Origin of the sequence: Coprococcus sp. HCN-4056, from assembly GCF_037892645.1 — a bacterium.
GTDB lineage: Bacteria > Bacillota > Clostridia > Lachnospirales > Lachnospiraceae > Coprococcus > Coprococcus ammoniilyticus.
Genome location: NZ_JBBKBL010000003.1, coordinates 291,821 through 316,812, shown reverse-complemented (window position 1 = coordinate 316,812; position 24,992 = coordinate 291,821). Strand labels below are relative to the sequence as shown.

Genomic DNA, 24,992 nt, shown 5'->3' with positions numbered 1-24,992 from the left:
AAAATGAATACACCACTTTCATGGATAAAAGTATATGTGCCTGATCTTGACGTAGAGGCACAGGAATTTGTCGATGCAATGACACTTTCCGGTTCACATGTAGAAGGTTTTGAGAAGAAAGACAAGAATCTTGAAAAGATCGTAGTTGGTAAGATCGTTAAGATAGAAAAGCACCCGGATGCTGACAAGCTGGTTGTATGTCAGGTCGATATCGGAGCAGATGAGCTGCTTCAGATCGTAACCGGAGCACCAAATGTAAAAGAAGGAGATCTGGTTCCTACCGTACTTGACGGCGGTAAAGTAGCAGGCGGACACGATGGCGGAGAGCTTCCTGCTGATGGAATCAAGATCAAGAAGGGAAAACTTCGTGGCGTGCCATCTTATGGTATGATGTGTGCGATTGAGGAGCTTGGATCATCCAGAGAGCTGTATCCGGAAGCACCGGAAAACGGTGTCTATGTATTCCCTGCGGAAGCAGATGTAAAGCCGGGTGATGATGCGGTAAAGGCACTGGGACTGGATGATGTTGTTGTAGAATATGAGATTACATCAAATCGTGTAGATTGCTTTTCCATGATCGGTATGGCAAGAGAGGCTGCTGTTACATTTGACAAGCCATTCTACCCACCGGTGATCAAGAAAACAGGAAATGATGAAGATGTAAATAACTATGTATCTGTAGAAGTTCAGGACACAGATCTGTGTAAGCGTTACTGCGCAAGAGTTGTAAAGAATTTAAAGATCGGTCCATCACCAAAATGGATGAGAGAGAGACTTGCTTCACAGGGAATCCGTTCGATCAACAATCTGGTTGATATCACAAACTATGTAATGGAAGAATATGGACAACCAATGCATGCGTATGATCTGTCCACAATTGCAGGAAATAAGATCGTTGTCAGACGCGCAAAGGATGGCGATACATTTGTGACGCTTGATGGTCAGGAAAGAAAGCTGGATAAGGATGTTCTGATGATCTGTGACGGAGAAAAAGAAGTTGGTATCGCAGGTATCATGGGTGGTGAGAACTCCATGGTAACGGATGATATCCAGACCTTATTATTTGAAGCAGCCTGTTTCGATGGAACCAATATCCGTCTGTCATCCAGAAGACTCGGACTTGCAACAGATGCTGCATTCAAGTTTACAAAGGGACTTGATCCAAATCTTGCAGAAGAAGCAATCAACCGTGCATGCCAGCTGATCGAAGAAATGGGTGCAGGTGAAGTTGTTGGCGGTATGGTTGATGTATATCCGGATCCTGTACAGCCTAAGGTGCTTCCGTTTGAGCCTGAAAAGATCAACAAGCTTCTTGGTACCGATATTGATGAAAAGACCATGCTTGATATATTTGGTAAGCTGGAATTAACATATGATGAAGCAGCGAAGACACTTACTGTTCCAACCTTCCGTCAGGATTTAAACTGCATGGCAGATCTGGCAGAAGAAGTTGCCCGTTTCTATGGATATGATAAGATTCCGATGTCACTTCCAAAGGGTGAAGCTACCGTAGGTAAGAAGCCATACAGCCATAGAATCTATGACATTGCAAGAAACATTTTGGAAGGAAACGGATTCTCTGGTGGTATGTGCTATTCATTTGAAAGCCCGAAGGTATTTGACAAATTACTGCTTCCTGCTGATTCCATTTACAGAAAGGCGATTACGATCGCAAATCCGCTGGGTGAGGATTTTAGTATCATGAGAACGGTATCCTTAAACGGTATGCTGACTTCTCTTGCAACAAACTTCAATCGTAAGAATAAGGTTGCACGTCTGTATGAATTCGGAAATGTATATCTCCCAAAGCAACTCCCACTGACAGAGCTTCCGGAAGAACGTATGAAGCTCACGATCGGTATGTACGGCGAGGGTGATTTCTTCAACTTAAAGGGTGTGATCGAGGAGTTATTTGATAACCTTGGTATGAAGAATATCTGTACCTATGTTCCTACAACAGAGCATCCATTCTTACATCCGGGCCGTCAGGCAAATATCGTAAAGGACGATACCGTTGTTGGTTACCTCGGTCAGCTTCATCCGGAAGCATGCGATAACTATAACTTAAAGGGTGAGGTATATGTAGCAGTTCTCGATATGCCAAATGTCGTAGCGCTGTCATCCTTCGATATCAAGTATGAAGGCATCGCAAAGTTCCCTGGAAGTACCAGAGACTTAAGTATGGTTATGGACAAGAGCATCTTTGTCGGTCAGGTAGAAGAACTGATCAAGAAGTGTGGCGGCAAGCTGCTTGAAAGCTATAAGCTCTTTGATGTATATGAAGGCGAGCAGATCGCAGCCGGTAAGAAGTCTGTTGCTTACACGATGACTTTCCGTGCAAAAGACAGAACCTTAGAGGCCGGTGAAGTCGATAAGATCATTGAGAAGCTCGTAAAAGAATTAGGAAAGCTGGGTATCGAACTCAGAGCTTAATTTACAGGTTGGAATAATTCTGGTATTATGAACCGGAGAATATTTGTTATACAGGTATTCTCCGGTTTGGTATATCAGACTGTGCAGACGTTTTTGGTTGCAGGGATAAGAAGGAGAGAAGATGGGAAAAAGACGATTACGAATGATGGCGGTAGCTATGGCTTTGGTCGTTGGCGGCAGGGCAGTCCGGAGCAGGCTTTGTCAGTGGTATGGGATCTGTGACGAAGGTCTGTGCAGAGACGGAAGATACAACGGAGCAGGAATATATAACAGCAGATGGCTGTTATACATATAAAATCCTGGATGCGGAGAAAAAGACTGCAGCCCTTACGAAAGTGGATAAAACAAAGTTGTCTGTTACAGAAGTGGATTCGCAGAATATCCTTACGATTCCGTCAAAGGTGGATGATGAATATACAGTAACGGAATTAGGCGACAATTTGTTTTGCATGGTATATGAAGTTGGACCGGTTGATAGTCAGACAGAGGATGCAGATAGTAATCAGACCGGTGAAACGGACAGTGATCAGACAGATGATACGGATGGTGACCAGACCGAGGATAAAAAAATAACCACATAGAGAAGGTCGTTTATCCTGTTCTGTCAGGAAAGAAGACAGATCATGGATAATGAAGTGGTGTTTGCCGTCGATGCTACCTACCAGAAAGCATAGTATGATGCCAGTGCCAAACGGCTGCTTGGACAGAAGATCATGCTGGCGCATATACTGATAAGAGTAGTAGACGAATTTAAAGGCATGGATGCAGAAACGGTCGCTTCACTGATCGAGGGGGAACGCTATTGTCACAGACAATGACGGCAGAACAAAAGTTGAAGCTTATGAAAAAGGGTGTCAGGTACAGATAAAATTTGTTTATTTGTATCTGGCATTTGTTTTGTTATCTGTTACCTGCTTTATTCTTTGTTTTTCTTCCTTGCATTTAGACATAAAACGTGGCATTATCATAGTTGAGTTTTAAGGAGGATAAGAAAATGCAGTTATCAGATTTTTACTATGATCTGCCTCAGGAGTTGATCGCGCAGGATCCACTCTTAAAGCGTGATAATTCGAGATTAATGGTTTTAAACAGAGAAGAAGGAACCATCGAACATAAACATTTTTATGATGTAATATCATATTTGAAAGAGGGCGACTGTCTGGTTATTAATGATACAAAGGTGATTCCTGCCAGACTGATCGGTGAGAAAGAAGGAACCGGAGCAGCTATCGAGGTGCTGTTATTGAAGCGCTTGGATGATTGTACATGGGAGACGCTTGTAAAACCGGGAAAGAAAGCCAGAGTCGGTGCAAGGATTATCTTTGGTGGCGGCAAACTGGTTGGTGAAGTTATCGATATCGTGGAAGAGGGAAATCGTATTGTTCGTTTTGAATACGAGGGAATCTTTGAGGAGATCTTAGATGAACTCGGACAAATGCCACTCCCACCATATATCACACATAAATTGGAAGACAAGAACCGTTATCAGACTGTCTATGCAGAGCATGAAGGTTCTGCTGCAGCGCCAACAGCCGGACTTCATTTTACAAAGGAGCTTTTAGAGGAGATCAAGGCAAAAGGCATCAAGATTGCACATGTAACGCTTCATGTCGGACTTGGAACATTCCGTCCGGTAAAAGAGGACAACATTCTGGATCATCATATGCATTCGGAATTCTATGTGATCGATGAGAAAGCAGCAGAGACGATCAATGAAACAAAGAAAAATGGCGGTCGAATCATTGCAGTCGGAACGACCAGTACGAGAACGCTGGAAACAGTAGCTGATGAGAATGGTATGCTTCGTGCCTGTAGCGGTTGGACAGATATCTTCATCTATCCGGGTTATAAGTTCAAAGCCATCGATGGATTGATCACGAACTTCCATCTGCCGGAATCCACGTTGCTGATGTTGGTATCAGCTCTTTACAGCCGCGAGAAGATTCTCGAAGCCTACAAGGTAGCCGTGGAAGAACGCTATCGTTTCTTCTCCTTCGGCGATGCCATGTTGATTCTGTAAAATACCTTGCGTTCATCTGGTTGATATTTAGTTATGACCTGAGCTGCATATAAATACTGCCTGGATTGTTATATACAAAGACAAGTATATTTTCTATTCGGTTCGCACGCTGATTTGTCAGCACCAAGCCCGTGTTTGAACTTGCAAAGCTAAGAGATGCTGATAGTCAAATTGAATGAGCGAATTATTATTAAGCTGGAACAAAGAGAAGAAAATAAGAAAGCCCTGGCACTGTTATGAAACAAGCCTTGTCCGAGGCTGGTACTTAGGCTGCGTATTGTGCAGCCTTATGTACCACTGCACGAGGACTAGAACGGAAGTGTCTTGTGTAATAACAGTGCCAGGGCTTTTTTATTTATAAAAACTATATCCTGCTTAATAATGATTCGCTTATTCCTGTTTACTTCAGCCCGGCGAGATCCTGATAGAAGGTCGGGTAGGAGATGTTTACGCAGTCGCTGCCAAGAATCTCTGTGTCGCCGTCGGCGTTAAGTCCGGCGATGGCAAAGCTCATGGCGATGCGGTGGTCGAGGTGGCTGTCGATGACAGCGCCGTGAAGCGGCTTGCCGCCATGGATGATCATGCCATCATCGGTAGCGCTAATATCTGCGCCCATAGCGGAAAGGTTCTTCACCATAACATCGATCCGGTTTGATTCCTTCACCTTCAGTTCCTGTGCATCTTTGATAACGGTTTGTCCCTTTGCGAAGCATGCCATGATGGCAATGATCGGAATCTCGTCGATCAACTTCGGAATCAGAGAGCCTTGGATCACACAACCTTTTAAATCTGATGTTTGTACAGTGATATCGGCAGAAGGTTCACCAGGCTGATCCAGTCGGTCGTAGGTGATCGTACCGCCCATCATTTTTACAACTTCTAATATTCCATCACGGGTATTGTTGATACCCACATTCTTGATCGTGATACAGGAATCCGGTGTGATAAGTCCGGCTGCGATAAAGTAAGCCGCCGAGGAGATGTCTCCCGGGATCATGATCTTCTGACCGTATAATTTATCCGCAGGTTTTACAATTGCGGTTGTGCCGGAGGTCTTGATATCGATACCGAAAGCATCAAACATCAGCTCCGTATGATTTCTGGATACATATGGTTCGGTTACACTGGTTTCGCCGTCGGCATACAGACCGGCAAGAAGAATACAAGATTTGACTTGTGCCGAAGCAACCGGTGAATCGTAGTGGATGCCGTGTAATGGCTTTCCAGTGATCAGAAGCGGCGCACAGTCGTTTCCGTTTTCGCTCACGATATCAGCACCCATCAGAGAAAGCGGGGTCATGATCCGTTTCATCGGACGGCGGCAGATCGATGCATCACCGATCACGCGGCTTTTGAAATTCTGTGCGGCAAGAATTCCGGACATCAGTCTGGTAGTTGTTCCGCTGTTACCGACATCGAGTGTTTCTTTCGGAGCCTGCAAACCATGAAGTCCTTTACCGTGAATGATAACGGTATCCCCATTGTGGTCGATCGTTACACCCATTTCGCGGAAGCAGTTCATAGAAGAAATGCAGTCTGCACCGTTTAAGAATCCATGTACTTCGGTTATACCATCTGCCAGTGATCCAAGCATGATCGAACGGTGGGAGATGGATTTATCTCCGGGGATCGTAAGTGTTCCCTTTAATCCTGTTCTTCTGGAAAATATCATAATGTGTTACCTGTCTGGACGTGATATCGTCCATTTCCTTTTTATGTAGTCTTATCTGTTATATAAACGGTATCCGGCATCTGCAAGAAGGTCAAATGCTTTCCGGCATGCATCCGTATCGTAGAAGGATAAACGTAGAACGCCTTCCTCGTCTTCACGATTATGGGAGATACCGAAGTTCTTCAGATTGATGCCTGCATCAGCAAGCAGTACCGTAACCTTTGCCAGAGCACCCGGTTCATCCGGGATATCGACAAAGAGTTCATACTGCATACGGATAACACCGCTTGTATTGTTCGGGATTGAATCCCGATATTCTCTGGATGACTCAAAGAAAGCATTGATGTCTTTTGCGTCATTTCTTTCAATATCATAAATCATTTTATTTAGAAGCTCAATATATTCCTTTAATCCATTCACGATGTTCTTCGGATTGCTGAGTAGAATGTGCTCCCAGACTACCGGGTTTGAGGATGCGATTCGTGTGATATCTTTAAAACCTCCGGCTGCCAGAGATTTAAAGATTCCGTCCGGGGAATCGGCATGCCGTACCAGATTGACCAGAGATGCGGCGATCACATGCGGTACATGACTGATATAGGAAGTGATCTTATCGTGTTCATCCGGGGAATACCGGATCGGGATAGCACCCAGGTCGCCGATAAATGTCATAAATTCCTCCACGCGGTCTGCCGGAGCGTCCGGAGATGGGGTGATGAAATAATAAGCATTCTCGATCAGACGGTCGGTTGCTGCATCGTAGCCGGAGCGCTCGGATCCGACCATTGGATGACCGCCGATAAAATGAGAACCAAGTCCCAGTTCCTTTACAGCATCGTAGATGTCGGATTTGACACTGCCGACATCAGACAGGATACAGGAATCAGAGATCAGTGGTTTTAAAGTTTTCAGATATTCTATATTATAATGAACCGGCGCACACAGAAAGACATAATCACAGTCTGCGATGTCGCTGATATTTGTTGTATAATGATCTAAGGTGCCATCCGCCTGCGCTTCTTTTAAGGTTACAGTGTTGACATCATAGCCGATGATTGTATAGTTTGGGAAAATACGGTGAATAGATTTTGCCACCGATCCACCGATCAGCCCAAGACCGATAAAACCAATTTTAAATGCATTCATAGCTGTTTCTCCTTTTTGGGGTTTAACGCGTTAAAGCGTGTAACAACATTATATACACATAAAATCAAAATAGCAAGAAAAACTAAAAAGGTGTACAATAGAAATCAAAGTAAAAAGACAGGAGAACAGAGCATATGGAAGAAAGAAAAACAGAAGTTGATCTCATATCAGAAAAGCCGGAACAGACAGGCTTGTTAAAATATATGTTAGAAAAAGGAATTACCCAATTCCATGTTGTAAAGCATGGAGAGGAATATCTGAAAGAACACAGATTTTCCGAGCTTAAGTTAAAGGACAAATGGCAGCTTCAGGCAGGAGCAGATTATTATGTCAGACCATACAGTTCTGTTATGATCGCATTTCATCTGCCGAAGCAGCTGCAGCATATCCGGATAGCAACCAGTCATACGGATTTTCCGATGCTGAAGTTAAAGCCGTCAGCCGATATGGAAAAGGGCGGATATCATATGTTGAATATAGAGACCTATGGCGGACTGTTAATGAAGACATGGTTTGACCGTCCACTGGGACTTGCCGGCAAGGTAGTGGTAAAAGGCAGTGATGCATTTCATCCAGAGGTACGATTATATGATTCGGAGAAGCCGGTTGCGATCATACCGAGTCTTGCACCGCATCTGAAACGAGGAGATTCAGAGACAAAATTAGATCCTCAGAAAGAACTGATCCCGGTATTTGGGCTTTGGAAGAAGGATGAGCCGCATAGCTTTTTAGATGAGGTTGCAGAAATGCTTCAGATCGATAAGGCGGATATATTAGACTATGATCTGTATTTATATAATTGCGATTCCTGCCAAATGATCGGAGACAGTGGTGTATTTACATCACCGAGAATTGATAATGTATCTTCCGTTAGTGCGATTCTGGAATCTTTGGTGCGAACTGGCAATAAGTGGAAAGAAGAAAAGGGTAAGGGAACAGAAGCTGCATTGGCAGATGAAAAAATATCGGAAGCAGATGGATCTGATATGAATCTCGACATCGGAGTATTTTTCGATAACGAGGAGATCGGGAGTTTGTCCAAACAGGGAGCAGATTCCGGACTGCTTCGGATGATAACGGAACGTATCTTAAAAGACAGCGGAGAAATCCGCACTATACAGGAGCTGCTTCCGGAGATATTTTTGATCTTTCTTGATGTGGCACATGGAACACATCCGAATTATCAGGAAAAATCCGATCCGGTCAACCGGGTACTGCTTGGAAATGGGGTTGTCTTAAAGAGCAGCGCGTCTCAGCGATATGTGACAGACAGCGAGGCTGCTGCAGTGATTCAGGTGCTCTGTGAGGATGAAGGGATTCCGTTTCAGCGTACGGTCAATAAGACAGGAATGCCGGGTGGAACCACGCTGGGTCCGATCGTTTCATCCTATCTTCCGGTAAAGGCAGTCGATATGGGAATGCCGGTACTCGCTATGCATTCAGCATGTGAAATGGCACATTTGTCAGACTATGAGTCGATGAAACGGCTCCTTATCGCTTTTTGGTTGAAATAGAGCCATATTTATGCGATAATAGACATTAGGTGTATAGAAATATGGACGGAGGTTACTTATGAAGAAGGTTTACAGAACAATACTTATATGTATGATGATCATTCTTTCAGCATTTGTACTTGCAGCCTGTGGGAAAAAGGATGCAGGAAAAAAGACGACTACCGAGAGTTCAACAGAAGCTTCTGAAGATGTAGCATCCACAGAGGATACAACAGAAGCGACGACGGAAGCACAGGTGGATGAAGAAGGATTCACGATCGTAAATGACAAGGTGACGACGACTGATTATGTAAATGTCAGAACAGCACCATCGACAGACGGAGATCCCGCGATGCAGCTTGCAGATGGTGTAGAGCTTGACCGGATCGGTTATAACGATGAGTGGAGCAAGGTATCGATCAAGGGTGAGACCTATTATGTTTATTCGAAATTTGTAAAGGCAGAAGGAGCAGCATCCAGTGGTGATGACAGCAGCACAGAAGAATCAACACAGGAGACAAGCAATGTTGGCGAAGGCAAGCTGATCTGTATTGATGCAGGTCATCAGGCAACGCCGAATACGGATACAGAGCCGGTAGGTCCCGGTGCGGAAGATAAGAAAGCAAAAGTCTCAGCCGGTAATACAGGTGTTACAACCGGTACAGAGGAATATGAACTGAATCTTGAGGTAGCGTTAAAGCTTCAGAGTGCATTAGAGGCAAGAGGCTATACTGTGAAGATGATCCGTACATCCAATGATGTCGATATCAGTAACGCTGCAAGAGCAGAACTTGCAAACAGTGATAAGGCAGATGCATTTATAAGAATCCATGCAAATGGTTCTACAGATACAAATGCGAGCGGTGTTATGACAGTATGCCAGACTAAGGATAATCCATACAATGCAGATATCTATGATTCCTGTAAACGGTTGTCTGCCGATGTATTAAGCGGAATGGCAGCAGCAACAGGGGCAAACAGCGAAGGTGTCTGGGAGACAGATTCCATGAGTGGAATTAACTGGTGTAAGGTTCCGGTTACGATCGTTGAGATCGGTTATATGACAAATTCAGAAGAAGACCAGAAGCTTGTAACATCAGATTATCAGAATCTGCTTGCAAAAGGAATTGCAGATGGTATAGATGCATATTTTGCAGGTGAGTGATCTGTAACAGATAATGAGATGATTTTTCGAAGACATTGAGTGAGTTATACTTGCGATATATGTAAGAAGATACAAAAGATATTTATAAAAAAACAGGAGGACATAACATGGAAGCATTAGAATGTATTAAGACAAGAAGATCGGTAAGAAAATTCAAAGAGGATATCATTCCGGATGAAGTGATCCGTGAGTTAGTAGAACTCGCATCCTATTCACCATCCTGGAAGAATACACAGACAATCCGTTACATCAGTGTTTCTGATCCGGAGAAGATCAAGAAGATCGCAGAAGAGGGTGTAATGGGATTCACATTAAATGAGAAGACAGTTTCCAGAGCACATCAGTTGATGGTTGTGACACAGAAGAACGGTATTTGTGGATATGAGAGAGATGGAAGCTTCAGTACAAGCAAAGGTGCCGGATGGGAGATGTTCGATGCCGGTATCGCAGCCCAGACATTCTGTCTTGCAGCACATGAGAAGGGAATCGGAACGGTTATCCTTGGAGTATTTGATGATAAGAAGGTTGGAGAGATCGTAGGTGTGCCGGAAGGTCAGACAGTTGCCACCGTTATTGCAATGGGATATCCGGTATTTGCACCGGAGATGCCACCAAGAAAATCAGTTGATGATCTATTAACGATCCAGTAAGAGCTATTTTATTCATTATATAATGAATACTGACAGAAGATAGATTTGGAAGAAACAAAAGTCTGTCGGAATAGCCAACAAAACGAATAGTGTCTCGAAAGAGAAAAAATATACTGCACTTTAGTATAGATGATATGGTCTGCTAAGGTGCAGTTTTGTTGTAGAAGGTGATTTTTTCATGGTTTTGACAAAAGCAGATACATTAGATTATTTGAAAAACAGAATAACAAAATCGAGAATAGAAGACCTTATGATCGTAACCGGGAAAATGTATGGTGAGAACCGGAAACAGATCCTTGCCGATATTCAATCACAGTTTAAAGGACAGACGATTGTTGTTCGAAGCTCCTGTTCCAATGAAGATTCCTCCGAGACATCAAATGCGGGTCATTATGACAGTATATTGGATGTCGACGCTGATGATCGCGATGCTGTATGTCATGCGGTTGAGACAGTATTTGATTCTTATAAAAAAGATCTGCCAGATATCAGGAATGAACAGGTGTTGATCCAGACACAGACGAAATCTATCATTAGCAGCGGAGTTATCTTCTCCAGAGAGATCAAATCAGGAAGATTGTATTATGCAATCTCATATGATGAAGATTCGACCGATGCGGTAACCAGTGGAAGCGGAGGAAAGACGATCTATATTGCAAGGACAGCAGAGAGTTCATCTCTCCCGGAGCGCTGGGGTGTTCTGATCACAGCCATGAGGGAATTAGAAGACATCTTTCCGGAGTATCCGCTCGATGTGGAATTTGCAGTTGGAGCAGATCTGACAGTTACGATCTTTCAGGTGCGTCCGCTTGCGGCCTGTATTAAGAAACTGCAAAAGCCGTCTGACTACAAAGAAGACAGAGCAAAGAATGATCGTATATTTGGAGAATTGATAAACAAGATAAAACAGCAGTATCAAAAACTCAGTGATCTGTTGTATGAGAAACAGGCAATCTTATCCGATATGGCATTCTGGAATCCTGCTGAGATCATAGGAGTGAATCCGCATCCGCTTGATTTCTCCCTTTACAGAGAGATCATAACGAAGGCTGCCTGGAATCAGGGACTTACCACGATCGGATATCGTGTGGTGGACGGAGATCTGATGTACAGGGTCGGAAATAAACCATATATATCATTGCGGAAGTCATTTCTGTGCCTGATGCCTGCGGATTTAGATGAGGACATGGTGAAAAAACTTTTGGCATTTTATGACCGGAAGATATTATCGGATATAACGGCACATGATAAAATAGAATTTGAAATCGTATTTTCCAATTATGATTTTACAACGGAGGATCGGTTGCAGGAATTATTAGAATATGAATTCACGAAAGGCGAGATTCAGGATTTGTCAAATAGCCTGTTTCGTCTGACGGATCGAGCAATCTGTAATTTCAGGCAGAACCGGATGCAGGATATCCGTTCCTTAAACGGACTGAAGGTGCATCGGGAAAATATCAGGAATAACTGGCTGATGGCAGCAAAGGATGTGAATACTTCCATCCGTTATTTTATAGAATTGATCGAGAGTATCAAACAGTACGGAACACCGAAATTTGCAAGACAGGCAAGACTTGCATTTATCTCAAAGGCTCTTTGCAGGTCACTTAGTGCAAAGGGATATTTTACGAGCCGTGAGATTGATGACTTTATGATGTCAATCTACACAGTGGCATCGGAGTACGATTCGGATTTTCAGGATTTTGCAGAAGGACGGATTACCAGAGCTGCATTTGATGAGAAATACGGGCATCTTCGTTCCGGCACTTACGATATCACCTGTGAGACATATGAGGAACGGGATTTTGACAGCTCCAAGGCAAGCGAGACAGCAAAGAAGCAGAGACAGAGAATTGAGCGGTTAAAGCATACGCCATTAGATCCGGAGAAGGTAGAACAGGCACTTTCCGATATCGGCTTTGGTGTTGATGCAAAGAAATTTGTGGAATTCTTAAAGGATTCCATGGAAGAACGGGAATATTTTAAATTTGAATTTACGAAATCCTTAAGTCTGGCAATCGATATTCTGATCAATATTGGAGAAATGTTGAATTTTTCAAAAGAAGATATGGCATATCTCACAGTAGATGATATAATTGCAGTGTATCATAAACCAGAAACGGAGATCCGAAGGATATGGGAACAGGTGATCGCAGAGAACCGAAAGGCATATACAGATGCTTCCGATATGATTCTGCCAGATGTGATCTGTAATAAGCAGCAGTTGGAATATATCGAGATGGTAGAGGCGAGACCGAATTTTATCACCTCGGAGATCGTGACCGGAGCAGTTGTCGTATTGGAGGATGAGGAATCGAAGCGTGACGATGCCGGAGCGGTTGATGTTGCAGATAAGATCGTAGTGATCCCGAAAGCAGATCCCGGCTATGACTGGATCTTTGCAAAAGGAATCCGGGGCTTTATTACGAAGTATGGTGGTGTTGCATCCCATATGGCGATCCGATGTGCGGAATTCAATATTCCGGCGGCTATTGGATGTGGCGACGTTATTTATAATTATGTAACAGGACTTGACAAACTGACACTTGATTGTAAAAATGGAAAGATACTGAAGGAGGAATAGGCGTATGCTTCACGCACTGATAACACAACGCGAAGGTCAGAATATGTATGGAAAATCCACGGATGTTCTGGAAGCTGCCTATACGGAATTTTATGAAAGCATGGGAATAAGACTTCATCCGGTGTCGAATTTCACCAGAGATTTTGAAGCCTTATTTGAAGATCCGATTGACGTACTGATCGTAACGGGTGGCGGTACGCTTCACCCGAAATATTATGTAGAACCGCATAAGGCAGAGCTGCAGCCGCATCGGGATGTGATGGAGGAACGGCTCATTATGTACTGTGTGGAGAATGAGATACCGATCATCGGGGTATGCAGAGGTATGCAGCATCTGAATGCTCTTTTTGGTGGAAAGATTTCATATTCTGCACCGTTTGTGGTACCAAGACCGCGAGGTGTTGACCATATGGCAAAAATATGTAATTCGGATCGATATATAAAGATAAATAATTTTCACAGTGATTGTGTATATCTGGAAAACCTTTCAACAATGTTTTATCCGTTGGTTGTAGATGAAGAAAATGGATCGGTTGAGGCATTTGTGTCACCAACCATGAGTATTCTTGCGTTTCAGTGGCATCCGGAGCGGTATTTTGAAAGTGAAGAAGGAAGGCTTTTCAGCAGACATCTGATCCAGGATTTCTTAGGTATTCCAAGAGATGATAAGAAACCGGATCTATAAATAAAATCCTATAAAGCCATAGTTGGAGGAAGCAATAGACATGGAAAAAGGAAAAGCAAAACAACTGCTTGATAAGATGCAGGTATTGATTGAGGACGGACAGAATGTTCCATTTGCAGCAGGGAAGGTTCTTGTAAATAAAGAAGAAATGCTGGAAATGATAGAAGATCTGAAAAAGACGATAGATATAGAATTAAAAGCGTATCATGAGATCACGGATAAGCGTGGCAAGATCATAAAGGATGCGAATAAAGAAGCCGAGGACATTATCGTAGAGGCAGAAGAATCTGCAAGCCGGATCCGAATGAGCAAGCCGAATCCGCTCTATGTCCAGAGGCAGGTAAAGGATCTGAACAAGAAAGATAAGATGGCACTTCGGACAGCAAATGAGATCTATGCGGCATCGATCATTTATACGAATGAGATGCTTATGGAGATCAATGAATCGGTACGTCAGACATATAATATGATCAGCGAGGAAACCGACCGTGTGCTGGATTCCCTCAGACAGAAATCCGATGTCATTGAGCAGAATAAGCGAGAGCTGATGGATGGACTTCTGGATATGAAAAAGCAGGAACGGTATGCCGATATCTTAGAGATCAGCCAGCTCCTTGCAAATGAACTGTACTATGAGAAGAACCGGTTTGAGGAAGAAGAACAGAAGACGAAGAAGCAGGCAGAAGAAAATGAGATGGTTCAGTGGGAATTTGATTTTGAGGATAAGAAGGAAGATCCGATCAAGGTAAAACCATCCAGACAGCCGGTGAAGCTTCATGATGATATTTTGCATGATGAGGTTGTTGATTCAGCATTTGAGATTGCAGATGAATTAAAGGAAGAAAAGAAAAAGTCATTATTTGAGGATCGGACACCTGTGCCGTTAGAGGAATCAATTACGGATGCAGGGGTTGCAGGAAAGGCAGCAGAAGGCCCTTCTAAGAAAATTCCGGAGTTTCGGATTGGTGGAAACATCCATAAGAGCCTTGACGATGAACTTTAAAGCCACCTAAGAACAGAAGCGTGATACTTTACATTTAATTCATGATTCAGGCGTTGCGGAGCGTACGCCTGTTATGATATCATGGGTTTGTGAGCACGAAAAAACAAGAAACCATAAAGTGTAAATATATACAGGAGGTAATTATTTATGGGGATTTTAAAAAGATTTAAAGACATTATGTCAGCAAACATCAACGCTATGCTTGATAAGGCAGAGGATCCGGAGAAGATGATCGACCAGTATCTCAGAGACTTACAGGAAGATCTTAGAAACGTAAAATCAGAGACAGCAACCGTTATGGCAGATGAGACCAGATGCAAACGTGCATTGGATGACTGCGATGCAGATATTGCCAAGATGCAGAACTATGCAGAGAAGGCACTCCTTGCAGGAAACGAAGCAGATGCCATGAAGTTCTTAGAGAAGAAGAATCAGTTATCAACCAAGAGAACTTCGTTACAGCAGTCTTATGATATGGCAGCAGGAAATGCGGCTAAGATGAAAGAGATGCATGATAAGCTGACGAAGGATATCATGGATCTGAACGCAAGAAAAGATGCGATCAAGGCTAAGGTTCAGGTTGCAAAGACGCAGGAGAAGATGAATAAGATGATGGGAAGCGTAACGGATACAGCCGGAACGATCTCAGCATTTGACAGAATGGAAGCAAAGGCTGATGCAATGCTTGACAAGGCAAATGCTATGGCAGAATTAAATGCCAGCGGTAAGGATGAGACAGATGATCTGATGAGCAAATACGATGCAGAACCATCATCAGCAGTTTCAGACGAACTTGCAGCATTAAAGGCAAAGATGGGACTTTCATAGGAGGAAACAGATGGGATTATTTTCAAATCAGTTTGCCAATGTAGTTGAGTGGGAAGAATACAGAGACGACTTGCTCTTCTGGAAATGGACAAATCGAGAGATAAAGAAAGATTCCAGACTTATCATTAAACCGGGACAGGATGCAATCTTCCTGTATAACGGTGCGGTAGAAGGTATCTTCACAGAATCAGGAAGTTATACGATTGATTCGGATATCATTCCATTCCTTTCTACATTAAAGGGATTTAAGTTTGGTTTCAACTCAGGACTTCGTGCAGAGGTTCTGTTCATCAATACGAAAGAGTTTACCTGTAACTGGGGAACCAGTTCACCGATCCGTTTACAGGCTCCGGGACTTCCGGGCGGACTTCCGGTACGGTCAAATGGTAAGTTTTCATTCAAGATCGATGATTACAATGTGTTGATCGAGAGAATCGCCGGGGTAAAGGCAATCTTTACAGTGGATGATGTCAGAGACCGTATTAAGGGAATCTTAGATGGACTGTTGATCAAATGGATCACAAAGGTCGGCGGTGACGTATTCAATCTGATGGCAAATGCAACGGATATTGCGAAGGGTATTTTAGAAGATCTGGATATGGAACTGATCAAGATCGGTCTGACCATGACAGATTTCAGAATCAGCGAATTTACATATCCTGAGAATATATCAAAACGTGCAGATCAGGCTGCTGAGTATACGATGCTTGGTGACATGGGACGGTTCCAGCAGGTGAAGATGGTAGATGCACTTGCAAATTCCAACGGAAAAGGTGGAACCAATATGGCAGATGTTGCCAGCGGTATGATGGGAATGCAGATGGGTATGATGATGGCAAATCAGATGACCGGTAATCTGCAGAACAACATGAACGGACAGATGAATCAGCAGGCAGCTCCAACCGGAAATGGTACGGCTCCTAAGTTCTGCCCGAACTGCGGAACCCCTACAAATGGAGCAAAGTTCTGTGGTAACTGCGGAACAAAGCTGATATAAAGGAGTACAAAAGCGATGGCTGGATTAAATGACATGCAGGATTTGGCATGCAGACATGTCGATGGACCGCTTCTGATACTGGCAGGTGCCGGATCAGGAAAGACCAGAGTAATCACCCACCGGGTAGCGTATCTGATGGATGAGATCGGAGTGAATCCATATAATATTCTTGCGATAACATTTACAAATAAAGCCGCAGCCGAAATGAGAGACAGAGTAAATAACATTGTTGGAGAGGGTGCTGAACGAGTATGGGTCAGCACCTTTCATTCGTTATGTGTACGGATTCTGCGACGGTTTTCAGACAGGCTCGGTTATGCAACAAATTTTAATATCTATGATTCGGATGACCAGAAATCTGCGGTCAAGAATATTCTGAAGGAATTGAAGATCGATCCGAAGAAGTATCCGGAGAAGATGTTCCTGGCAGAGATATCAAATGCAAAGGAGCGGTATATTTCACCGGATCAGTATGCGAAGATGAATGCGACAGATTTTGTGAAGACACAGACGGCAACCGTATATTCCGAGTATATGAAGCGACTCCGTAAATTCAATGCATTTGATTTTGATGATCTGATCTACAAGGTGGTTGAGCTGTTTGAACATAATCCGGATGTACTGGAATTATATCAGGACAGATTTCGTTATATTATGGTGGATGAGTATCAGGATACAAACCACATACAGTTTCTGATGGTGAAGCAGCTTGCTTCCAAATACAGAAACCTTTGTGTCGTTGGTGATGATGACCAGTCAATCTACAAATTCCGTGGTGCCAATATTACGAATATTTTGAATTTTGAAAAGGAATATCCGGATGCGAAGGTCGTGAAGCTGGAACAGAATTATCGTTCCTGTGGAAATATTCTGGCGGCTGCAAATGCGGTGATCAAGCATAACGAAGGAAGAAAGGATAAAGCCCTCTGGACAGATCAGGGAGATGGCGAGAAGCTTGTATTTAATCAGAGTGAGGATGAATACATGGAGGCGGATCGTGTTGTAAATGAGATCATCCGTCTGACAGCAAATGGTGCACAGTATAAAGACATTGCTTTACTATATCGTACGAATGCACAGTCTCGTATCCTTGGTGAGAAGCTGGTTATGCGAGGAATACCACATCGGGTCTACGGTGGTCAGAATTTCTATGAACGAAAAGAAATTAAAGATATAATGGCATATCTGAAGGTTGTAAATAACTCTACAGACGATACCTATCTCAGACGAATCATCAATGTACCAAAGCGTGGAATCGGTGATGCTACCGTTGATAAGGTGGCCGCATTTGCCGCTGCAAATGATATGACACTGATGGAAGCCATGCAGATCATAGAGCAAGTTCCGGGATTACAGCGTTCGGTTGCAAAAATTTCCGGCTTTGTGGAATTGATCGATGGATTTCGGGGGATAATAGAGGAGCAGGAACCACTCAGTACATTATTTGACCGTATTCTGGAGGATACCGGATATGAAGATGAACTGATAGCGGAGCACACGGATGAATCGATGGCTAGACTTGAGAATATCGATGAGTTAAGAAACCGTGTGGTTCAGTTTGAAACCGATTATGAGGAAGCAACACTGGCAGATTTTCTGGAGGATATCGCGCTGGTTTCGGAGACCGATAAAATGTCCGATGATGATAATATGGTTAAATTAATGACGATCCATGGTTCAAAGGGACTGGAGTTCCCATATGTATTCTTATGTGGCATGGAAGAGCGAATCTTCCCAAGTGCGATGGCGATCAATTCGGATGATGAAGATGCGCTGGAAGAAGAACGCAGACTTTGCTATGTAGGAATTACAAGAGCGATGAAGAAGCTATATCTGTCCTGTGCAAGAAACCGTATGCTGCATGGAAGTAGAAACTGCAATGACATCTCCAGATTTATTAAAGAGATTCCGCCGCTGCTGTTCCAGGATTCCGGTGATATTACAAGGCATGTAAAACGGATGGAAGAACGGCAGTTTGCAGACACCGGATATACCGGAAATAGGTATGGTAGCAGCGGGCAGTCAGGATATGGAAAAGGCTCATATCATGGAAGATCGTCGCAAACGGGTTCCGGATATTCTTCATCGAATCCATACAGCAGCTACAGTAAGGCAAAGAAAGAGCCGATCAGTATAATACCATCGACCAAACCATCATTTGGCAAAGAATTTACCGTGAACCGGGAACTGGTTCTCGACTATGGAGAAGGTGATCGGGTGCGTCATATGAAATTTGGAAATGGAACTGTAACGCAGCTTGTAAAGGGCGGCAGAGATTATGAGGTGACGGTAGATTTTGATCGTGGCGGTACAAGAAAAATGTTTGCTTCCTTTGCAAAATTAAAGCGTCTGGAAGAATAAAGAAATTATAATAATTCCAAGATAATATAGAAATAGAAAAAAGAGTATGCTATAATGACGGCATACAGAAACTAAATGAAAGGGTGGTAGTTTATAATGAAAAATAATGATGTAATCTTAGTAAAAAGCGAACCAACAGAAGAAAAGGCAAAAGGTGTTGTATTTGTGATCCTTGCGATTATCGGTGCAGTAGCAGCGATCGCAGGTATTGCATATGCAGTATATTCATACCTGACACCTGATTTTCTTGATGATTTTGATGATGATTTTGATGATGATTTTGATGACGACTTCTTCGATGATGACGATGATGACGAGGAAGAAGCACCGGCAGAGCAGCCTGCCGAGACAGCAGAAGCACCGGCAGCAGAGCCTGTAGCAGACGCTGAATAATCAAAAATTTGAGCTGAATCAAAGTGAGTAAAATAACCGGATTAGTTTTTTGAATTATAAAGAGCTAATTCGGTTATTTTTATCTAAAAAGATATATGAAAAGTATTCATTTATAGTTAGTGGAAATTTTGTGGAAAAGGGAGAAATAATAGATCAAGATATCAATGTTTAGATTAAAAATGAGAAGTGAGATTTGGCATTGGAGTATATGTACTTTATGAAGCAAGCCATTTCCGGATATTGGTGTTTGGATAAAAATGGAAGACAGCATTATTATTATGAAGTAAGCCTTTTTAACGCCGGTTCTTAGTGAGTCGCCATAGGCGAGGAGCTTAGCACCGTTGCGTTAAAATAGAGTGCGAACGTCTTACGGAATAATAAGTAATGCTGTCTTTCATTTTATATGCTGACAAGACACATGTAAAGTGGTGTAAAATACTATATTGTCATGTACAACAGAACGTGGTATACTAAGGCAACGCTTTTTTATAATAAGAAGAAAAAACAAATAAATACAGTTGGAGAAACAATATGAAGACAGATATTTTAATTGTTGGAAGTGGATGCGCAGGTTTATATGCTGCATTGAATCTCCCCAGTGATAAACAGATAACGATCATAACAAAGGATATCGTAGAACACAGTGATTCCTTCCTGGCACAGGGTGGCATGTGTATGCTGAAATCAGAAGATGACTATGACAGTTATTTTGAAGACACCATGAAGGCGGGACATTATGAGAATAATCCAAAGAGTGTAGAAGTCATGATACGTTCATCGGTCGATGTTGTAAACGATCTCGTAAAGTATGGAGCGGATTTCCATCGGGAGCCGGATGGCAGTTTCAGCTATACAAAGGAAGGAGCACATAGCCATCACCGTATCATTTTTCATGAGGATGTAACAGGAAAAGAGATCACAAGTACCCTGCTCCGCAATGTAGAGAAGCTTTCGAATGTGACGATCTACGAACATGTAACCATGGTGGATATCCTGTGTAAGGATAATTGCTGTTACGGTGTGGTGGCAAGGGATGCGGAGAATAAGATCTTCCCGATCATGGCAAACTATACCATGCTTGCTTGTGGGGGAATTGGTGGTATTTACAGACATTCGACTAATTTCAGACACCTGACCGGAGATGCCGTTGCGATCGCATTAAAGCATGGGATTGAGACAGAGCATGTGAACTATGTCCAGATTCATCCGACAACCTTATATAGCAAAGAGCCGGAGGACAGGAGTTTTCTGATCTCGGAATCGGTTCGTGGCGAGGGGGCGCTGCTCTATAACAAGAATCATGAGCGGTTTGTAAATGAACTTCTTCCGAGAGATCTGCTGACAATCGAGATTCGCAAACAAATGGAGAAGGACGGGACAGATTATGTCTGGGAAGATATGACTGTGATTGATAGAAAAGAATTAGAAGAACATTTCCCGAATATCGTTGAGCATTGCAAAGAAATGGGATATGATGTGTATACAGAATGCATACCGGTTGTGCCGGCACAGCATTATTTCATGGGCGGTATCAAGGTGGATTTGTCCAGTAAGACATCGATGGATCAGTTATATGCGATCGGAGAGACTGCATGTAACGGAGTTCATGGCAAGAATCGACTGGCAAGTAATTCGCTTCTTGAGAGCCTGGTATTTGCCAAGCGGGCCGCAAAGGAAATGACTGAGCAGTTCGATCGGACAAAGATAGAAGAAATCTCTTACAGAGAAGACGATTATACAGATAAGAAGAAACTGGCAACAGAATATAAGGCACTGCTTAAGGCTGAGATTGCAAGGGAAAACGAAGAAGACCTGCACAGACAGGAAGCATAGAAAAATCATTCAGGAGGATATTATGTACGATCAGATTACTTTAAAATTAAATGTAGATCCATTTATTCTTGGAGCATTAAAAGAAGATATTACAAGTGAGGATGTATCAACAAATTCCGTTATGCCGGAGGCATGCATGGGAAAGGTAGAGTTAATCTGCAAGCAGGATGGAATCATCTGTGGTTTACAGGTGTTTAAGAGAGTATTTGAATTATTAGATGATACAACCGTGACAGAACTCTACTGCAAGGACGGCGATGAGGTAAAGGCAGGACAGTTGATGGGAGTTGTAACCGGGGATATCCGTGTATTGTTATCGGGAGAACGGACAGCACTGAATTATCTGCAGAGGATGAGCGGTATTGCTACGTACACATATAAGGTTGCAGGACTTCTTGCAGGAAGCAAGATCCAGTTGCTTGATACCAGAAAGACAACCCCGAATAATCGTATTTTTGAAAAATATGCAGTTCGTGTTGGCGGTGGGCATAATCACAGATATAATCTTTCGGACGGAGTCCTTCTGAAGGATAACCATATAGGCGCAGCAGGCGGAGTGAAAGAGGCAATCCGTATGGCAAAGGAATATGCACCGTTTGTCAGAAAGATCGAAGTCGAGGTTGAGAATCTGGATATGGTAAAGGAGGCTGCTGAAGCCGGAGCGGATATTATCATGCTGGATAATATGTCAGATGAAATGTTAAAAGAAGCGATCGGCATCATTGATGGCAAGGCAGAGATCGAGGTATCAGGTAATGTAACAGCAGAAAATATCGAGCGCTTGAAGAACCTTGGTGTTGATTATATATCAAGTGGAGCCCTGACACATTCCGCTCCGATCATGGATATTTCTCTGAAAAATCTTCATAGAATCTAACTGAATATTGTAACAAAATTTCTGGTGCCTTTGGGTGCAGGGAAGGTTTATATGAGAAATAGAATGGGCTAATGGATGATAAGATTGGGAGGAAGAACATGACAGGAGTTGAAAGACGGGAAAAACTGTTGTCGATGCTTGCGAAGAGTAAAGAGCCGATTGCGGGGGCGGAGATGGCGAAGCAACTCAGTGTGAGTAGGCAGGTGATCGTACAGGATATTGCCCTGCTTCGTGCGGCTGACAATAATATTGTTTCAACAAACCGGGGATATGTGTTATTAAAGCCGGGAAAATGTGAACGAATATTCAAGGTGCGTCATACTGCGGAAGAGATAGAGAAAGAATTGCAGATCATCGTAGATAATGGCGGCAGGATTCTGGATGTATTTGTATATCATAAGATTTATGGAGTTGTAAAAGCTCCGATGAACATAAAAACCAGAAAAGATATTTATGAATATGTAAAGACCTTGAGCAGTGGAAAATCATCGCCGCTTCTTAAGATAACCGACAATTACCATTATCACACGGTGCAGGCAGATTCAGAAGATATCCTGGATAATATTCAGAAGGATCTGGAGGAATGTGGTTTTCTTGCGAAACTGCTGGATTTCGAACCGGTTGATTTTTGGGAAAAAAGTGAATGACATAGGATGGCAGGTAGTCTATAACAGATTACCTGCCATTCTATGTTATAAGATGACGAGGGGAAGAAATTAATAAGTCAATATTGTGCAACAAATTTATAAAAATAATGTAAGAAAAACGGATGAACAGATAATATAATAACATTATCAGGTATAATAAATTATATACCAAATAAAAAGGAAAAGAGGAAATGAGAATGATAAAAAAATACACATATGGTAATCCGTTTTTTACAGAATCAGTTGTTGTGTCATTTGAGGCATCGGAAGGTATGCCTGAAGTTGGAACAGTAAATCTGGATGATGGCTTTTCATTTCTTTATGATATGAAAGCAGAGGATGCAGTATATGGACTTGGTGAAGCAAATCGTGGAATCAACAAAAGAGGATATAAATATATAAGCAATAATACAGATATTCCGAATCATCATGAGGATGTTTATTCTTTATATGCATCTCATAATTTTGTTATTATATCCGGCGAGAGAACATTTGGATTGTACATAGATTATCCGTCTTCGCTGGTATTTGATATCGGATATACTAAGATGGATGAACTTCATATTTTCTGCGATAAAGCAGATTTGGATCTTTATGTGATCACAGGCGAAAGTATATATGATATTGTAAAACAATTCAGACAAATGATAGGAAAAAGTTATATTGCTCCAAAGTTTGCTTTCGGTTTTGGACAGAGCCGTTGGGGTTATAAGACACCGGAAGATTTTGCTTATGTTGTGAAGAAATACAGGGAGAATCATATTCCAATCGACATGGTATACATGGATATCGATTATATGGATCATTATAAAGACTTTACGATAAATGAAGCATTTGGTGATTTTTCTGAATATGTAGAAGAGTTGAAAAAAGAAAATATACGCTTGATCCCGATTATTGATGCGGGAGTGAAGATCGAAGAAGGATATGATGTGTATGAAGAAGGCGTAGCAAACAATTATTTCTGTAAAAGAGAGGACGGAAGTGATTTTGTTGCAGCTGTATGGCCGGGATACACACATTTTCCGGATGTATTGAATCCGGAAGCGAGAAAATGGTTTGGCGGGAAATATAAGCTTCTTACAGATGCAGGAATTGAAGGTTTCTGGAATGATATGAACGAACCAGCAATTTTTTATACACCGGAAGGCGTTTGTGAAGTAAAAGAGGCAATGCGGGAATTTATTGATAAAGAAGAATCCGTGGATGATGTCTGGGGAATCCGGGATATGGTAGCAGATCTGGCTAATAATGCCAAAGACTATGCTTCGATGTATCATAATATGAACGGAAAGATGGTGCGTCATGATCAGGTACATAACCTTTTCGGTTATAATATGACACGGGCAGCAGGTGAAGCACTTCGAGAGATCTGTCCGGAGAAAAGATGCCTGTTGTTTTCCAGATCATCTTATATCGGAATGCATCGTTATGGCGGTATCTGGACCGGAGATAATAAATCCTGGTGGTCCCATATCCTATTGAATCTGAAAATGCTTCCATCATTAAATATGTGTGGTTTCTTATATACAGGAGCAGATCTGGGCGGATTTGGCTGTAATACGACCAGAGATCTTTTGCTCAGATGGCTCGCACTTGGTGTATTTACACCGCTGATGCGTAATCATGCATGCCTTGGCACAAGAGAGCAGGAGTGCTATCAGTTTGAGCAGATTGAAGATTTCAGACATATCATAGGTGTTCGTTATCGGTTGCTTCCATATATTTACAGTGAATATATGAAGGCTGCTTTAAATGATGAAATGATGTTCAAACCGCTTGCATTTGAATATCCGGAAGATCGTATGGCGGTAAATGTAGAAGACCAGCTTATGCTTGGTAATGAGATCATGATCGCACCGGTATATACACAGAATGCAATCGGAAGATATGTTTATCTGCCGGAGGATATGATGCTTGTCCGTTTCAAGGCTGAGGGTGATATTGAACAGACCGAGATGAAAAAAGGACATCATTTTGTAGAAGTACCGTTGAATGAAGTGATTTTATTTATTCGGAAAGGAAAATGCATTCCTCTTGCTGACTTTGCCGAGTGTGTTGTGGATATTAATACGAAGAAGCTGCAGTTACTAGGGTATGCGGGAAGTAGTTATCAGTTGTATGATGATGATGGATATACAAGAGAATATGATCTGGAGATGTCCTGTGTAATTTTGAATAATTAGTAACAGGATATCAGAT

General features: G+C 42.5%; 20 protein-coding genes. 18 read left to right on the top strand and 2 right to left on the bottom strand.

The annotated features are described in order from the left end of the window. Nucleotides 1–3: 3 nt before the first annotated feature. The 4 genes from pheT (at nt 4) to queA (ending at nt 4,453) form a co-directional block, all read left to right on the top strand. Nucleotides 4–2,433 (top strand): phenylalanine--tRNA ligase subunit beta, encoded by a 2,430-nt coding sequence (gene pheT / locus WKT03_RS06515; protein WP_021944717.1) that lies wholly within the window; start codon nt 4–6, stop codon nt 2,431–2,433. Between the two features lie 93 nt (nt 2,434–2,526). Continuing rightward, nucleotides 2,527–2,655, top strand: a complete 129-nt coding sequence (locus WKT03_RS06510; protein ID WP_279221663.1) for a hypothetical protein — start codon at nt 2,527–2,529, stop codon at nt 2,653–2,655. Then, nucleotides 2,643–3,014, top strand: coding sequence for a hypothetical protein (locus WKT03_RS06505; RefSeq protein ID WP_021944716.1), 372 nt, complete (start codon nt 2,643–2,645; stop codon nt 3,012–3,014). Before WKT03_RS06510 ends, WKT03_RS06505 begins: the two co-directional genes overlap by 13 nt. A gap of 413 nt (nt 3,015–3,427) precedes the next feature. Beyond that, complete coding sequence (gene queA, locus WKT03_RS06500; protein WP_021943428.1) at nt 3,428–4,453, top strand: tRNA preQ1(34) S-adenosylmethionine ribosyltransferase-isomerase QueA; 1,026 nt, start codon at nt 3,428–3,430, stop codon at nt 4,451–4,453. A gap of 400 nt (nt 4,454–4,853) precedes the next feature. On the opposite strand, the gene aroA is transcribed toward queA, so the two are convergent. Continuing rightward, nucleotides 4,854–6,125, bottom strand: coding sequence for a 3-phosphoshikimate 1-carboxyvinyltransferase (aroA, locus tag WKT03_RS06495; protein WP_340391258.1), 1,272 nt, complete (start codon nt 6,123–6,125; stop codon nt 4,854–4,856). Nucleotides 6,126–6,176: 51 nt separating this feature from the next. Next, a complete protein-coding gene (locus WKT03_RS06490) occupies nt 6,177–7,271 on the bottom strand; it encodes a prephenate dehydrogenase (RefSeq protein WP_008401289.1) in 1,095 nt (364 codons plus the stop codon). A gap of 134 nt (nt 7,272–7,405) precedes the next feature. Here WKT03_RS06490 and WKT03_RS06485 point away from each other — a divergent pair, with 134 nt between their 5' ends. The 14 genes from WKT03_RS06485 to WKT03_RS06420 all read left to right on the top strand — a co-directional run bounded on the left by WKT03_RS06485 (nt 7,406) and on the right by WKT03_RS06420 (nt 24,976). Further along, nucleotides 7,406–8,785, top strand: a complete 1,380-nt coding sequence (locus WKT03_RS06485; protein WP_340391256.1) for a M18 family aminopeptidase — start codon at nt 7,406–7,408, stop codon at nt 8,783–8,785. Nucleotides 8,786–8,843: 58 nt separating this feature from the next. Beyond that, nucleotides 8,844–9,929 (top strand): N-acetylmuramoyl-L-alanine amidase, encoded by a 1,086-nt coding sequence (locus WKT03_RS06480; RefSeq protein WP_117785147.1) that lies wholly within the window; start codon nt 8,844–8,846, stop codon nt 9,927–9,929. 107 nt (nt 9,930–10,036) lie between these two features. Then, nucleotides 10,037–10,579: a nitroreductase family protein gene (locus WKT03_RS06475; RefSeq protein ID WP_340391255.1), complete on the top strand. Its 543-nt coding sequence runs from the start codon at nt 10,037–10,039 to the stop codon at nt 10,577–10,579. A 178-nt stretch (nt 10,580–10,757) separates the two neighbouring features. Continuing rightward, nucleotides 10,758–13,166, top strand: coding sequence for a PEP-utilizing enzyme (locus tag WKT03_RS06470; RefSeq protein ID WP_340391254.1), 2,409 nt, complete (start codon nt 10,758–10,760; stop codon nt 13,164–13,166). A 4-nt stretch (nt 13,167–13,170) separates the two neighbouring features. Continuing rightward, a complete protein-coding gene (locus WKT03_RS06465) occupies nt 13,171–13,851 on the top strand; it encodes a gamma-glutamyl-gamma-aminobutyrate hydrolase family protein (RefSeq protein ID WP_021943991.1) in 681 nt (226 codons plus the stop codon). Nucleotides 13,852–13,891: 40 nt separating this feature from the next. Beyond that, a complete protein-coding gene (locus WKT03_RS06460) occupies nt 13,892–14,854 on the top strand; it encodes a hypothetical protein (RefSeq protein WP_340391252.1) in 963 nt (320 codons plus the stop codon). Nucleotides 14,855–15,001: 147 nt separating this feature from the next. After that, nucleotides 15,002–15,682: a PspA/IM30 family protein gene (locus WKT03_RS06455; protein WP_021943993.1), complete on the top strand. Its 681-nt coding sequence runs from the start codon at nt 15,002–15,004 to the stop codon at nt 15,680–15,682. A 10-nt stretch (nt 15,683–15,692) separates the two neighbouring features. Next, nucleotides 15,693–16,679, top strand: a complete 987-nt coding sequence (locus WKT03_RS06450) for an SPFH domain-containing protein (protein WP_117785144.1) — start codon at nt 15,693–15,695, stop codon at nt 16,677–16,679. A 15-nt stretch (nt 16,680–16,694) separates the two neighbouring features. Then, the gene (locus tag WKT03_RS06445; protein ID WP_117785143.1) at nt 16,695–19,040 is read left to right on the top strand and encodes an ATP-dependent helicase; all 2,346 of its coding nucleotides are present in this window, start codon (nt 16,695–16,697) and stop codon (nt 19,038–19,040) included. 96 nt (nt 19,041–19,136) lie between these two features. Continuing rightward, nucleotides 19,137–19,433, top strand: coding sequence for a hypothetical protein (locus tag WKT03_RS06440; RefSeq protein ID WP_021943996.1), 297 nt, complete (start codon nt 19,137–19,139; stop codon nt 19,431–19,433). A 531-nt stretch (nt 19,434–19,964) separates the two neighbouring features. Next, the gene (locus WKT03_RS06435; protein ID WP_021943997.1) at nt 19,965–21,266 is read left to right on the top strand and encodes an L-aspartate oxidase; all 1,302 of its coding nucleotides are present in this window, start codon (nt 19,965–19,967) and stop codon (nt 21,264–21,266) included. Nucleotides 21,267–21,288: 22 nt separating this feature from the next. Beyond that, on the top strand, nt 21,289–22,143 hold the full coding sequence (gene nadC / locus WKT03_RS06430) for a carboxylating nicotinate-nucleotide diphosphorylase (RefSeq protein ID WP_340391247.1): 855 nt from the start codon (nt 21,289–21,291) through the stop codon (nt 22,141–22,143). Nucleotides 22,144–22,241: 98 nt separating this feature from the next. After that, on the top strand, nt 22,242–22,790 hold the full coding sequence (locus WKT03_RS06425) for a transcription repressor NadR (RefSeq protein WP_021943999.1): 549 nt from the start codon (nt 22,242–22,244) through the stop codon (nt 22,788–22,790). Between the two features lie 197 nt (nt 22,791–22,987). Beyond that, complete coding sequence (locus WKT03_RS06420) at nt 22,988–24,976, top strand: glycoside hydrolase family 31 protein (RefSeq protein ID WP_340391245.1); 1,989 nt, start codon at nt 22,988–22,990, stop codon at nt 24,974–24,976. The last annotated feature ends 16 nt before the right edge of the window (nt 24,977–24,992 follow it).

What these genes read in the sequence shown, in the direction of transcription:
- pheT (WP_021944717.1), top strand. Translation starts at nt 4, where the DNA reads ATGAATACACCACTTTCATGGATAAAAGTATATGTGCCTGATCTTGAC.
- WKT03_RS06505 (WP_021944716.1), top strand. Translation starts at nt 2,643, where the DNA reads ATGGGATCTGTGACGAAGGTCTGTGCAGAGACGGAAGATACAACGGAG.
- queA (WP_021943428.1), top strand. Translation starts at nt 3,428, where the DNA reads ATGCAGTTATCAGATTTTTACTATGATCTGCCTCAGGAGTTGATCGCG.
- aroA (WP_340391258.1), bottom strand. Translation starts at nt 6,125, where the DNA reads ATGATATTTTCCAGAAGAACAGGATTAAAGGGAACACTTACGATCCCC.
- WKT03_RS06490 (WP_008401289.1), bottom strand. Translation starts at nt 7,271, where the DNA reads ATGAATGCATTTAAAATTGGTTTTATCGGTCTTGGGCTGATCGGTGGA.
- WKT03_RS06485 (WP_340391256.1), top strand. Translation starts at nt 7,406, where the DNA reads ATGGAAGAAAGAAAAACAGAAGTTGATCTCATATCAGAAAAGCCGGAA.
- WKT03_RS06480 (WP_117785147.1), top strand. Translation starts at nt 8,844, where the DNA reads ATGAAGAAGGTTTACAGAACAATACTTATATGTATGATGATCATTCTT.
- WKT03_RS06475 (WP_340391255.1), top strand. Translation starts at nt 10,037, where the DNA reads ATGGAAGCATTAGAATGTATTAAGACAAGAAGATCGGTAAGAAAATTC.
- WKT03_RS06470 (WP_340391254.1), top strand. Translation starts at nt 10,758, where the DNA reads ATGGTTTTGACAAAAGCAGATACATTAGATTATTTGAAAAACAGAATA.
- WKT03_RS06465 (WP_021943991.1), top strand. Translation starts at nt 13,171, where the DNA reads ATGCTTCACGCACTGATAACACAACGCGAAGGTCAGAATATGTATGGA.
- WKT03_RS06460 (WP_340391252.1), top strand. Translation starts at nt 13,892, where the DNA reads ATGGAAAAAGGAAAAGCAAAACAACTGCTTGATAAGATGCAGGTATTG.
- WKT03_RS06455 (WP_021943993.1), top strand. Translation starts at nt 15,002, where the DNA reads ATGGGGATTTTAAAAAGATTTAAAGACATTATGTCAGCAAACATCAAC.
- WKT03_RS06450 (WP_117785144.1), top strand. Translation starts at nt 15,693, where the DNA reads ATGGGATTATTTTCAAATCAGTTTGCCAATGTAGTTGAGTGGGAAGAA.
- WKT03_RS06445 (WP_117785143.1), top strand. Translation starts at nt 16,695, where the DNA reads ATGGCTGGATTAAATGACATGCAGGATTTGGCATGCAGACATGTCGAT.
- WKT03_RS06440 (WP_021943996.1), top strand. Translation starts at nt 19,137, where the DNA reads ATGAAAAATAATGATGTAATCTTAGTAAAAAGCGAACCAACAGAAGAA.
- WKT03_RS06435 (WP_021943997.1), top strand. Translation starts at nt 19,965, where the DNA reads ATGAAGACAGATATTTTAATTGTTGGAAGTGGATGCGCAGGTTTATAT.
- nadC (WP_340391247.1), top strand. Translation starts at nt 21,289, where the DNA reads ATGTACGATCAGATTACTTTAAAATTAAATGTAGATCCATTTATTCTT.
- WKT03_RS06425 (WP_021943999.1), top strand. Translation starts at nt 22,242, where the DNA reads ATGACAGGAGTTGAAAGACGGGAAAAACTGTTGTCGATGCTTGCGAAG.
- WKT03_RS06420 (WP_340391245.1), top strand. Translation starts at nt 22,988, where the DNA reads ATGATAAAAAAATACACATATGGTAATCCGTTTTTTACAGAATCAGTT.